Consider the following 12,365-nt stretch of genomic DNA (forward strand, 5'->3'; position numbering starts at 1 on the left):
GTCAATCTCCCAGGGTCGCGACGAGCAGGGCCTTGATCGTATGCAGGCGGTTTTCCGCCTGCTCGAAGGCGACATTGGCCTCGGACTCGAAGACCTCATTGGTCACTTCAAGGCCGTTCTCCATGCCGTAATCTTCGGCGATCTGTTTGCCGAGCGTTGTTTCGGTGTCGTGGAATGCCGGCAAGCAATGCATGAACTTGGCCTGCGGATTGCCGGTGGCCTTCATCAGGCTCTTGTTGACCTGATAGGGGGTGAGCAACTTGATGCGCTCGCGCCAGACATCCTTCGGTTCGCCCATCGAGACCCAGACATCGGTGTGGATGAAATCGACATCCTTGACGGCCTCCTTGGGATCGTCGGTGACCAGCAGGCGCGCGCCGGAGTTTTGCTGAAGCTCCTTGGCGATCGTCATATATTCTTCGGAGGGCCACAGCGATCTCGGGCCGCAGATGCGTACATCCATGCCGAGCAGGCAGCCGACGATCAGCAGCGAATGTCCCATATTCGAGCGCGTGTCGCCGACATAGGCATATTTGATCTGGGCGATCGGCTTGTCGCTATGTTCGCGCATCGTCATGACGTCGGCGATCATCTGCGTCGGATGATACTCGTCCGTCAGTCCGTTATAGACCGGCACACCGGCGTATTTTGCCAGCGTTTCCACGCCTTTCTGCGCAGAGCCGCGATATTCGATCGCATCATACATGCGCCCCAACACCCGCGCCGTGTCCTTGAAGGATTCCTTGTGGCCGATCTGCGAACCTGACGGATCGAGATAGGTCACATTGGCGCCCTGGTCCGAGCATGCGACTTCGAAGGCGCACCGCGTTCGCGTCGAGGTCTTCTCGAAAATCAGGCAGATCTCCTTGCCTTTCAGATGCTCCTGCTCGGTGCGGGCGTATTTGGCCCGCTTCAGATCGCGGGCGAGGTCGAGGAGATAGCGGAATTCCCGCGGGGTATAATCCTGCACGGTCAGTAGCGAGCGATTGCGCAGATTGAAGCTCATGATCTTGCTCCGTCGGTCTGGTTCGTGGGTGTGAAACGTCAGTAAGCAGGGTCGCGCCAGATGGGGCATGTCATGCAATGCCCGCCGCCACGGCCACGGCCGAGTTCGGAACCGCGAATGGTGATGACCTCGATCCCCGCCTTACGCAGAAGCGTGTTCGTATAGGTGTTGCGGTCGTAGGCGACGACGACGCCGGGCTCGAGCGCGACGACATTGTTGCCGTCGTCCCATTGTTCCCGCTCGGCCTGGTAGGAATTGCCGCCGGTTTCGACGGTGCGCAATCGCGGCAGGTCGAGCGCCTCGGCGACGACATCGAGCATTGGCCGGTTTTCGGGATGAATCTCGAATGTGCCGTCGTCGTCTCTGGGGTGCATGCTGTAGCAGCGGACCTGATCGACGACCTCGGCAAACAGGGTGACGACATCGCGATCGCAAAAGCTGAAAACGGTGTCGAGGTGCATTGCCGCACGGCTCTTCGGCATCAGGCAGCCGATCACCCGCTTTGCGGCCTTGCTCCTGAACAGGGCCTGCGCCACCTGGCCGACGGCCTGATAGGTCGTGCGCTCGCCCATGCCGATCAGAACGGTGCCGTTGCCGATCGGCATGACGTCGCCTCCCTCCATCGAGGCGTTGGCGAACGGCTGGTCCGAATCGCCCCACCAGATCTGGAAATCGCTGCCAAGAAAAATTGGATGAAACTTGTAGATCGCGCGCTGAATCAGCGTCTCGGCGCGTCTTGCCGGCCAGAACATCGGGTTGCAGGTCACGCCGCCGTAGATCCAGCAGGAGGGGTCGCGCTGAAACAAGGTGTTCGGGATCGGCGGGATGACGAAATCCGTCTCCGGCAAGGCGCTGAGCATCAGCGACTTCGCCTTGACTTCGGGCAGGTCGGAGATTGCGATGCCGCCGATCATGAATGCGGCGAGCTGGGCGGCGGGCATTTCATCAAGCCATGGCCGCATCGCCTCGGCGATTTGCGAGCCAAGCACATTCGGGGTAATGCGCCGGTCCAAGATGAAATCACGCGCCTGCTTGTTGGCAAGGGTCTGAGCGAGCAAGTCGTGAAGCTCGAGAACTTCAGCACCCCGTTCCTGCATCTTCAGCACAAAATCAAAATGATCCTTCTGGGCCTCGTGAACCCATAAGACATCGTCAAAAAGCAGGTCATGGCAATTCGCAGGCGTCAGGCGCTGATGCGCCAGAGACGGTCTGCAAACCATCACGGTTCTTAATTTCCCCACCTCCGAGTGAACCCCGAAACCACGCATGTGGTCCTCCTTCGCATTCGGATCGCGGCCGCGCCGCCCCTTCTTCAAAAACCAGATTATTTCGGCCTGCTCGGTCGTGTCATTGATCGCAGACAATCCGCCGCGCGGTATGTGCGGTCCTCTTCGCCGGCCCGAGGCCGGGAGGTCATTGGAGACCCGAAACGTCGCATCGATCGATTTGCCACGGGCGCCAATGGGTAGGGTGAATGTCGAGCATCTCGCCGGTCACCGCATTGATCCAGCCGTTAACCAGACGCTGACAGGGGAAAACCAGGGCATGGACGCCTTCGTCGTCGATGACGGCGAGTTCTATATCCTGTTTGAACGGAGCTTCGACGGGCAATCGCCACATCACCGAACCCTCCCGACGATCCATCAGCGCCAACCGGACACGGGGTTGTTGTTCCGGCACGCCAATCACCCAACCGGCATGTTCTGGCCCGACGGTGACGAGCCGCAATTGCGTTGCGGGTCTTGTCTGCGGAAATAGATCCGACGGGTCGCTCATTCGCCGATATTCCTTGCGGTTCGCCGCCGACGGGTGTCATCATTGCCGCGGCGGTTGCGATGGCGTCCCTATCTTCTAACTCCCTCAAATGGCCACCTGCTCTCTGCCTCTCACGATAGCGGAAGGGCGAGGCGGCGGCATTGAGCCGGATCAATGGCGACGAAGTGGGACGCCGGCGACGGGGTTTACGCCGAAAGTTCGGGAGACAAGAACAATAGAGGCTACGCGATACTACACGGATTACCCGCCCAGAGGTGATATTGTGGCGCCGTTATGGAGGAAAGACGGTCCCTGGGCCAAGACTTCTCAAGGGGCGGAGGAGACCATCATGTCCATCAAGATGGAGGCGCCGGATGCCGTCGCCGAAGCCGGCCCCGGCATGGCAGGACAAGCCCCCCCTATGACATCGCAAACACCGCACCGCGAGACTGCGCGCGCCTTGCGCAAAGGATGCGGCGGGCCGCGGATGGATTGGATCCGGCAACTCCACGAACACATGCCGGACGCGGTGTTTTTTATCAGCGACAGCCATAGAATCTCAGCCTGCAACAAGGCCGCGGTCGCCTTGTTCGGTTATGAGGAGCGCGAATTGATTGGCCGAAAAATCGGCTTTGTCTGGCGTCCGACACCGAATGTTCGATTGAATGGACGCTGGGCAGACCAAGGGGCGGTGCGAGCCGGCCTGGCGATCACCAAGAGCGGAGTTCAATTTCCGACAGCCCTCACCATTATCCGCAAGCATGACGAAGAAGGCGTTTTCACTGCGGCGGTTTTCGAGGACTTTCGTGCCGAGCGCGAGATTTTGCAGCAAGTTCAGGAGCTGCAGCACGAGATCGCCCGCCTTGCAAGAATGACTGAACTGGGAGAAATGGCATCCGTTCTTGCCCATGAACTCTCTCAGCCGCTGTCGTCTATCGCAGCCTATTCCGAAGGGTGCGGGCGTCTTGTCACGAGCAACCGCCCGCAGCGCGGGCAAGAGCTTCGCGAAGCGCTGTTGGAAATTACGCAGCACGCGCTCTGGGCAGGAAGTATCGTCCAGAACGTCAGAGAATTCGCAGAGCGTGGCGCTTCCGAGAGGAGACCGGAGGCGATGCACGAGTTGATCCATCGGGCGACAAGGCTCACGCTCATCGCGTCGCGGCGAAAAGACCTTCACACCGACTTTCGGCTCGAAGCGGTGCAGGACACCGTTCTTGGAAATCGCGTTCAGATCGTGCAGGTGCTGACGAACCTCGTTCGCAACGCCTTGGAGGCGACCGAGTGTGTCGAACAGCCGTCGATTGCGATCCGCACAATGGTAGACAGTTCCTCGTATCTCGTTGTCGAGGTGTCCGACAACGGCAGTGGGATTGCAGCCGAGATCGAAGAGTCGTTGTTTCGTCCCTTCGTAACCGGCAAGCCGCACGGCCTTGGGATGGGCTTGGCATTGTCCAAGCGCATTGTCGAGGCGCATGGAGGCCGCATAAGCGCGCGTAACAGAACTGACAGCGGCTCAGTCTTCTCGTTCTCGCTTCCGCTGGTGGAGACCGAAATCAATGACGAACGACCTGACCATCCATCTCGTCGATGACGAGGAGGCGTTGAGACGATCTTTGACATTCCTGCTGGTGTCGGCCGGTTTTGCCGTGCGGGCGCATAGCTGCGCCAAAGCATTTCTGGATCTTCTTCCCCTTTCGGGCCGAAGCTGCCTGGTGACGGATCTGCGCATGCCTGACGTCGACGGCATCGAATTGCTCCACCGTCTGCGACGATTCAATATGGACGTTCCGGCGATCGTCATCACCGGCCAGGGCGATGTCGCCGCGGCCGTTCAGGCGATGAAGGCGGGAGCGTCGGATTTCCTGGAAAAGCCCCTCGGGGAGGAAACATTGATTGCGGCGATCAATCTGGCCATGGGGCAAAGGCGGGCAGGCCGGGCAATTGCCGACTCCGAAAGCGTCGCGGCGCGCGTTCGTCAGCTTACAGACCGCGAACATCAGGTTCTGATCGGCGTTCTCGATGGTTTGCAGAACAAGATGATCGCTTATCATCTCGGCATCAGCTCGCGTACAGTCGAGGTCCATCGCGCCAATGTGATGGTCAAGATGGGAGCGCGCAATCTTGCAGAGCTCATGCGTATGGCCATCGCCATCGACGCAGTTGGGCAGTCAACCGAACCCGGGTGGATCTCATCGGCCGACGCCTGGCCAGCCTGCGCCCGATAATTTGGAGAAGCGATGCTTGCAACTTTAAGCTCGTGCGATATGATGATTTAGAATATGCTTACATAATTGCGTGATCTAGTCGTAGGGGCGATCATGAGAAACGCAACACAGTTCAATATATTCAGCAGTCTTGGACCGACGGCTGAGGAAATCTGCCAGCAAGTCGAGCGAATTCTCGCAAGCGAAGAATTTCACGCGCCGCAGCGCGGCCGGAATTTTTTGGAATTTGTTGTCAACGAGACGCTTGCCGGCCGATCAGGTTTCCTGAAGGCCTTTACCATCGCAAATGTGGTTTTTGGTCGGGAAGCGTCATTCGATCCGCAGAATGATCCGGTCGTCCGGATCGAGGCCGGCCGCATACGAAAGGCGCTGGAACGTTATTATCTCGTCGCCGGCCAGGCGGACGAGGTCGTTATTACGGTGCCGAAAGGCGGATACGTGCCGCATTTCGAATATATCAGGGAGGCGCCGGCGCCACCTCAAACCGAGCCCGAAAACGCTGAGATCGCGGAACTTGCGCATCAAGGCCAATCGCGTGGGGAGACGCACCGCCCGGCGCTGCCGAGCGCCCGCGGCCGCTCAACCGGCCTGCTGGCCGTCCTCATTCTTCCTCTCCTCGCTCTTGCCTCTGCACTTTTTGTTGCGCGAGGCGCCCCGAGCACGCCGCCGTCAACAGTCTCCGCACCCACGGTCGCTGTCGAGCTGTTTGCACAGAACAGCTCCGCCGATCCCAGCGCGGATATAGCCCGCGGCCTCAGGGACGACGTTATCGGTCAACTTGCCCAGTTCGATGACATCGTCGTGGTCGCCGATCCCTCGACAGGTGATCACGGCGCTGCTGCCGACTATGCGCTTCAGGGCAATATCCAGACGGACGGAAGCAGATGGCGCTCCGTTGCCATGCTGGTGCGTCAGACGGACGGCGCCGTCATCTGGGCCAACAGTTTCGATGCCGACCTTCGCGCTCAGAACAAGCTCGAGCTTCAAACGAGTGTGGCCCGGCAAATCGCCGGCGCGATCGCGCAACCCCATGGCGCCATCTTTCAAACTGAAACGGCTGTGATTGCGCAGCCGGCGCAGAAGGCGGATCAGGATGTCCAGGCCTGTACCCTTGCCTATTATGGCTATCTCCAGACGATGACCGCGCAAAGCCACAGCGCTGTGCGCGAGTGTCTGCAACAGGCAACCCGGCATATCCCCGACAACGCGCCGTCCTGGGCGCTCTTGTCTCTTGTCTATCTCGACGAAGTGAGATTTCGCTACAGGCTCGGCACGCCATCTTCAACCGAGGCGCTTGCAATGGCAGCCGCTTCGGCACAGCGGGCCGCATCGCTGGCGCCGGACGATCCCCGGGTGCTTCGCGCCGTTATGCTGGTGAATTTCTTCCGGGGAGATATCGACAAGGCACTTGCGGCCGGGACGGCAGCCTATGCCGCAAATCCCGGCGATGTGGAGGTCGCGGGCGAATATGGCCTGCGACTGGCGATGTCCGGAAAATGGCAATCGGGTTGCGAGCTGATATCGATCGCGCTTGACAAAAATGCCGGTCCCACAGGCTATTACGAGGGCGGCATGGCGATGTGCGCATTGATGAGGGGCGATATCGAAGCGGCGGAACAATGGTCGCGAATATCCGATCTCGATGGTAACCCTATGCGCCATCTTGCCTTGCTGTCCATTCTCGGAGCCGCAGGCAAGATGGACGAGGCCAGGCTGGAGCGGGATTGGCTCCATACCTACGCGCCGGCATTGATGACGAACATCCGCCAGGAGATTTCCCTGCGCCTGCAGCGCCCGGAGGATCAGGAAAGGTTCTTCGACGGCCTGCGCGCCGCAGGCGTGGCCGTTGAGCTGCCCCCGGGAGGATGATGGAACCAACGAGCCGGATGGGCGGGCGATCGGAAACGCGGGTCCCGGGTCGTGCGGCTATGGGGCAGGGCCTGCGCCGCTCAGTTTGCGGCTGTTTGAAATTTCCATGGTGATCTTGGCGGCGATTTCGTCCTCGACATCGAGGATGGTTTGATTGCTGAGATCGCGATCATATTGATTTGCCCAGACGACCGTGCCGTCGGCGCCGTTGATCAGGCGGACATGCAGGTGCAGGACCGTGCCCTCGACAAGGGTGCTTCCCTGCAGGCTGAGCAGCGAGCCGATCGTCTCCATGTCGAATCGGCCGGGCGCAAGCACGACGATGCTGTCCATTTTCATCAGTTTGGCGATCAGCTGATCGGCCAGTCCCTTGGCAAAATCCGAGCCTCGCGCGGTGCCGCCGAGGGCAGCGAAGGGTTCGACGACGATCCTGGTCTTGCTCTTCGATGTCGAGGCGGCAGGAGCCGGCGGCGGTTTCGATGGCGAGAGGTAGGATTCGAGCGGACGGATGAGGGCGAGCACCGCCATTGTGCCGAAGAGGGCGGGTATACCGATCGGCAGCAGGAGATCGCGATAGCGTATCGGTCGCTCATGCCCGGGCCGACGCAGCTCATGCCCGGGCTGACCCGGCTTGGCCACGCGATTTGGCGCAGCAGCGACCTCGGTGTTCGAGCTGCCTTCTCCGCTCGAAAAATGCGGGGCATAGCCCCCTTTGGGAATGGTGATCTCTATCGGATCGCTGCTTCCGCATACGAGATAATATCGTTCGAGGGCACGGCGGATACGCCCCGCTTCGATACGGACAACCGGATCGTTCTGTGCATCGAAGGAGGCATCGCGTCCGAAGACAGCTTGTGCAATCGTAAAGGCCTTGAGTTGGTCGCCATGGCCTGCAAGCGCCTCTTCGACAATATATTGCAGAAAGCGGCGCCCGCGTTCAGGCGCAAGAAATTCCGGACTTGCAAGGATACGATCAAGCTGCGCCCGCACGTTTTCGGGTTCTTGACGTGTCGGGTCGGTCCCTCCCTCTTCCGGTACCATCTAGACCTCCCGCGATACCGCCATATCGCCCTCAAGGGGTGATAGCTTTTATACCACCTGCCGGCAATCGCGTGCTTCCGTAGCAATACGTAAGGGGTTTCTCGAATACCGAGCCGTGCGACGATTGCTTATGCTGGAGGTGGATGGGGGGCGACGCACATGTTTCAGGATCAAGCGATCGGAAAATACGCCACGGTTCCCGGCCGCCACCATGGAACGGCCTCGGTGACATCAAGGGATCAATCGATCAAACTCAGCGCCGACGAAACGATCTACAGCGAAGGCGAACACGCTTTTGCGATCTACCAGGTCGAAGATGGCGCCGTGCGGATCTACCGCCTGACATCGAACGGCCAGCGGCACATCTTGTCCTTCTGCGGCAAGGGCGAGTGGTTCGGGCTCGAAAACGGCAATGTGCGGACCGATTTTGCAGAAGCCATCTGCGAAACCCGCGTAAGGCCGGTTCGCGCCAATCAGGACGCCGTCGTTTCGATAGACCTTTTGCACATTGCCCTGACGAACCTGGCAAAGGCGCAATGCAAACAGCTCATCATCAGCGAGCAGAGCGCCTTGAAGCGCCTGGCGGCCTTCGTTCAGGAGATGGCCGACCGCCATCCCGAAGATCCGGAATTCGATATGATGATGTCTCGCAGCGATATCGCCGACTATCTTGGGCTGACGGTCGAAACGGTTGCCCGCTCTTTCACGAAGCTTCGGGAAAAGCGCATCCTTCGTCTTGCCGGAAAATCGCAGCGAATTGTTCGGCTTCTGGATCGCGACGCGCTCGTCGCCCTGACGGTTTAATGTCATTAGAGGGATTGAATCATGGCCCATGCGTCCCGCCGAAGATCGATCGGATTGACCAAAAGAGTTTTTGCCGGCCTGGTCGGCGCCCAGGCTCTGCTGGCAGTTTTTCCACTGGCTGCCGCCGACGCGCAGGACGATCCCTTCTCCCAGTTTCCGTTGGTCATCCATTGCAAGTACAACGAAACCTATCATGCCTTTTACATATCGCGCGTCTCGCAAGACGGTGTCGCGACTTATGTGGCATCCGATCGGATCGCCGGCACGATCACGCTCGATGGACAGGCAAAGGCGATCGGCGGTGCAGGCGGCGGCAGCTGTGTCGGCAAGACGCTGGTGGAGCTTCGTGCATCGCAGCAGGCGTATGATTTGAAACCGTAGCGACTTTGATCTGCTTTGCCGGCGGTGTCACTTTGCCGCTGTCGCCTCGTTTGCCTGTTGCGCGCGGATCGCTTGAGCCGCCGCCGCCGCGCCGCCGCCGCCCTTGTCGTCGCCTCCGACCTGCACCGTTGGCTGCGCGAATGCGATGCCGTTGGCCAGGAACACCTCGCGAATCCTCGCATAGGCCTTGCGGCGGATATAGGTCTGCATGCCCGGAACCGTGGTCATGGCGAAGCTCAGCACGATGCCATAGTCGCCGAACTGCTCGACACCTTTCATTTTCAGCGGTTCGAGGAAGTGCTGGCCGAGTTCGGGATCTTCCATAAGCTCAGCCCCGATCTTCTTGGTCAGCTTGCGCGCCTTGTCTATGTCGGTATCGAAGCCGACGGTGATCCTGAATTTGTCGATCACCCAATCCCGGCTCATGTTCTCGACCGCGCCCAGCTCGCTGAACGGCACCGTGAACACCGGGCCGCGATGATGGCGCAGGCGAACGGAGCGCAGGCTGAAGCTCTCCACCGTTCCCTTATAGTCCTTGGCCTGGATGTATTCGCCCACCCGGAAGGCATCGTCGAGCATGTAGAACACCCCGTTGATAACGTCCTTGACCAGGGTCTGCGAGCCGAAACCGATCGCCACGCCGAAAATGCCCGCTCCCGCGATCAGCGGGCCGATCTGCACGCCCAGCTGCGCCAGCACGATCAGCCCTGCCATCACCGCGACAACGACGGCCAGCGCATTGCGGAAGATCGGCAGAAGCGTGCGGAACCGGGCGCGGCGGGCGGCGTCGGCCGGCGCAAGCGATGTCGTGCTGGTGGATACCCGCAAGGTTCTATCGATCCAGCCCCGCGCCACCTGCCAGAGAAGGTCGGCGACCACGAGGATCAGGACGCTCTTCAGGCCGCCGTAGAACAAGGCGGCGATCATCGGGTCGCGCTGACCCAAAGTATCGGGATTGAGCTGCCAGACGAGCGCCAGCCATCCCACCGCAAGCGCGATAACCGCGGCGCGTGCGCCTCGGGCGATGAGGATACCGCGCAGGCTGCCGGCATCGCTGGTGAAGGACAGCGCGGCCCGGCCGACGGCATTCAGGATCCCAGGCAGCACCAGCGCATAGATGCCGATCCAGAACAGGCCCCTCATATTGAGGCACCAGATGAACCACAGGGCGACGAGGAAGGCCGTTATCACAGCTTTCCTGGCGCGGCTTCCCTCCCAGGCCGACCACACCGCCTCGATGGCAAGCAGCAGCCCGACCACGGAGAAGCAGTAGCTGATGGCCTTGCGGACATCAGGGGAAACGCCGAGCGGCTCGCCCACGGCCGAGGTGGCGACGGCAAAACAAACGACGCCGAACAGGATCAATAGCCTCCGCCGCAGGGATGAACCCATCGCCGCCACGGACAGCAGTGCTGCCGCCAATCGAAACAGGATGAATGCCGAGAGATAGGCAAGCAGCGTCACGCGCGCGAGCGGCGGCCATTCCACAGCGAAAAAGACGATGCCCATCGCGCCTGCGAAAATACCGACTGGGATAAGCCGGCCGAGCAATGACTCGCGGCGCGCGGCAAACCGGCGATACACCGCCTCGGCGGCGAGACCGAAAGCGACGAGGCCGCCGAATATCAGGAAAACAGGCGCGTAGCCTCTGCTGGCGGCTTCGCTCCTGGCTCTTGTCGCCGCTGCCGTCACCTCAGTCGGGATTGCCGGGATCGCTGCCAGAAGTGCGTGCACGCGCGCCCGCGCGCCCGCCTCCCAGCTGGCTAAGGTCGAATTGCCCGCCGGCGAGGCGGGTGTCGCGGCCCCGCTCTCCTGCTTGCGGCTGTCAAGCCAAGCTTTCACCTCGGGATCCTGCAGCAGGCGCACGAGTTCGTCGATCTTCTGCTGCGGAGCCGCCGGCGGCACCTGCGCCAAAGCGCTCAACGCGAAGAAAAAAGCGGCGGTGAAGGAAAGAAGCCATTTCAACCTGGAACTCCTCACTGCGTCAGCGTCTGTTGCTTCAGGTCGCCCTCGAGCGTCCCGTCGGCGGGTCGTGGCGGCCTCTTATGGGTGACGGGCTGCTCGATGATCGCAACCGGTGCCGCCACGGCGGTAGCGGCAACGGTGCCGATATTCGTTACCGTTCCGCCGACCACCGCGGTAATGCCCTGGCCCAGCGTGACATTGGAATCGGTGAGCGTCTGGCCGGTCATCAGGCGCTGGCCGATCAGTTGGACGATCTCCGGGCTTTCGGCGAACTTGCCGTGGTTGAGACTGTCGTTGCTCTTCACCTTCGTCAGGTCGATGGCGGTGATGCCGGCTTTTTCCAGCTTGGAACGATAGGGCTCTTCCGCCGGATTGATGGCACCGAGACGGGAGACCCGCCCGGTGATGAAGCTGGAGATCGCAAGAGCCTTGTCATCCTGAGAGACGAAGATCGTGAATTTCGGACGCGGCTCGCCCATCTCCACATATTGTTTGGCGAAGACCTGGATGTCGATGTCGGGCGAGGCCAGGATGACATTGTGGATCTTCGAATTGACGTGGCCGTCGCGTATCCCCATCTGCCGCAGAGATTCCATTGCAAGCCAGGTCCCCATCGAGTGGGCCATGATGGTGATGTCCTTGACGTTGGGGTCGGCTGCCAGCGTGCGCAGTGCTTGCTCCAGCGCCGTACGCGAATAGTTCGTGCTTTCCTTGTCGTATTCGTAGGCGGTGATCTCTGCTCGCGACGGCCAGGTGAACAGGACCGGCGTCGCCTGCATCTTGCTGTCGTGGACGATCTGCGCCAGCCGGAAGACCGAATCCTCATAGGTGTTGTTGAAGCCGTGAACGAAGACGAGCGCATGTCCGCCGTTCACATGCTGCCGGAACCAGACGCGGCCCTGTGCCACCGTGTCGATCTGCTGAACATGGGTCACGGCAAAGTCGGTGGCCGGATCGGGCGGAAGACGCTTCGGCCATTGCACGGTGCCGGCTTCGCGCTTTGCCGGGATCGAAATCGAGATCTGCGTCAGATGCGGCTTGGAACTGCGCTCGCCGTTGAAGAGCGTGGCCGGGCTCCCGGAAGGCTCGCGCGTGGTCGCAACCAGCATGTCGACCCTGGATGACGGCGGTATCGGCGATGAAGTCGAAACCGGCGTCATCACGCCGCCCGGATGCCCGCAACTTGCCAGAAGAAGAAAAAGAGCCACGCTACGTCTTGCCATTCACGCATCCAGCAATCGCTCAGGAGGAGCTTTCCGAGCCTGGATACTAGCAGCCGCGCTATAGCGGCGCCTGTAGCATCACGTAATATCTATGGC

General features: G+C 60.7%; 11 protein-coding genes. 5 read left to right on the top strand and 6 right to left on the bottom strand.

Annotated elements, in window-relative coordinates:
* Nucleotide 1: 1 nt before the first annotated feature.
* From BBJ66_RS00335 to BBJ66_RS35730, 3 genes are all read right to left on the bottom strand, one after another.
* Nucleotides 2–1,006: an ornithine carbamoyltransferase gene (locus BBJ66_RS00335; protein WP_049731288.1), complete on the bottom strand. Its 1,005-nt coding sequence runs from the start codon at nt 1,004–1,006 to the stop codon at nt 2–4.
* 38 nt (nt 1,007–1,044) lie between these two features.
* Nucleotides 1,045–2,274 (bottom strand): arginine deiminase, encoded by a 1,230-nt coding sequence (gene arcA, locus BBJ66_RS00340; protein ID WP_071084924.1) that lies wholly within the window; start codon nt 2,272–2,274, stop codon nt 1,045–1,047.
* A gap of 145 nt (nt 2,275–2,419) precedes the next feature.
* The gene (locus tag BBJ66_RS35730; protein ID WP_338012680.1) at nt 2,420–2,782 is read right to left on the bottom strand and encodes a hypothetical protein; all 363 of its coding nucleotides are present in this window, start codon (nt 2,780–2,782) and stop codon (nt 2,420–2,422) included.
* 328 nt (nt 2,783–3,110) lie between these two features.
* Here BBJ66_RS35730 and BBJ66_RS00350 point away from each other — a divergent pair, with 328 nt between their 5' ends.
* From BBJ66_RS00350 to BBJ66_RS00360, 3 genes are all read left to right on the top strand, one after another.
* Entirely contained in the window at nt 3,111–4,352 is a 1,242-nt protein-coding gene (locus BBJ66_RS00350; protein WP_071084114.1) for a sensor histidine kinase, read from the top strand.
* The gene (locus BBJ66_RS00355) at nt 4,318–4,986 is read left to right on the top strand and encodes a response regulator transcription factor (protein ID WP_071084116.1); all 669 of its coding nucleotides are present in this window, start codon (nt 4,318–4,320) and stop codon (nt 4,984–4,986) included. Before BBJ66_RS00350 ends, BBJ66_RS00355 begins: the two co-directional genes overlap by 35 nt.
* Before the next feature lie 93 nt (nt 4,987–5,079).
* Nucleotides 5,080–6,855: a hypothetical protein gene (locus BBJ66_RS00360; protein ID WP_190238045.1), complete on the top strand. Its 1,776-nt coding sequence runs from the start codon at nt 5,080–5,082 to the stop codon at nt 6,853–6,855.
* Between the two features lie 57 nt (nt 6,856–6,912).
* Here BBJ66_RS00360 and BBJ66_RS00365 read toward each other — a convergent pair whose 3' ends face one another.
* Nucleotides 6,913–7,896, bottom strand: coding sequence for a hypothetical protein (locus BBJ66_RS00365; protein ID WP_071084121.1), 984 nt, complete (start codon nt 7,894–7,896; stop codon nt 6,913–6,915).
* 159 nt (nt 7,897–8,055) lie between these two features.
* On the opposite strand from BBJ66_RS00365, the gene BBJ66_RS00370 reads away from it, so the two are divergent.
* Together BBJ66_RS00370 and BBJ66_RS00375 are read left to right on the top strand one after the other, a co-directional pair.
* Nucleotides 8,056–8,700 (top strand): helix-turn-helix domain-containing protein, encoded by a 645-nt coding sequence (locus BBJ66_RS00370; RefSeq protein ID WP_071084123.1) that lies wholly within the window; start codon nt 8,056–8,058, stop codon nt 8,698–8,700.
* A gap of 21 nt (nt 8,701–8,721) precedes the next feature.
* A complete protein-coding gene (locus BBJ66_RS00375) occupies nt 8,722–9,081 on the top strand; it encodes a hypothetical protein (RefSeq protein WP_049731282.1) in 360 nt (119 codons plus the stop codon).
* A gap of 27 nt (nt 9,082–9,108) precedes the next feature.
* Here BBJ66_RS00375 and BBJ66_RS00380 read toward each other — a convergent pair whose 3' ends face one another.
* Together BBJ66_RS00380 and BBJ66_RS00385 are read right to left on the bottom strand one after the other, a co-directional pair.
* Entirely contained in the window at nt 9,109–11,046 is a 1,938-nt protein-coding gene (locus BBJ66_RS00380) for a mechanosensitive ion channel family protein (protein ID WP_071084125.1), read from the bottom strand.
* A gap of 11 nt (nt 11,047–11,057) precedes the next feature.
* Nucleotides 11,058–12,269, bottom strand: a complete 1,212-nt coding sequence (locus tag BBJ66_RS00385) for an alpha/beta hydrolase (RefSeq protein WP_049731280.1) — start codon at nt 12,267–12,269, stop codon at nt 11,058–11,060.
* Nucleotides 12,270–12,365 lie beyond the last annotated feature (96 nt).

Source organism: Rhizobium sp. RSm-3 (assembly GCF_001854685.1).
Lineage (GTDB): Bacteria > Pseudomonadota > Alphaproteobacteria > Rhizobiales > Rhizobiaceae > Rhizobium > Rhizobium ecuadorense.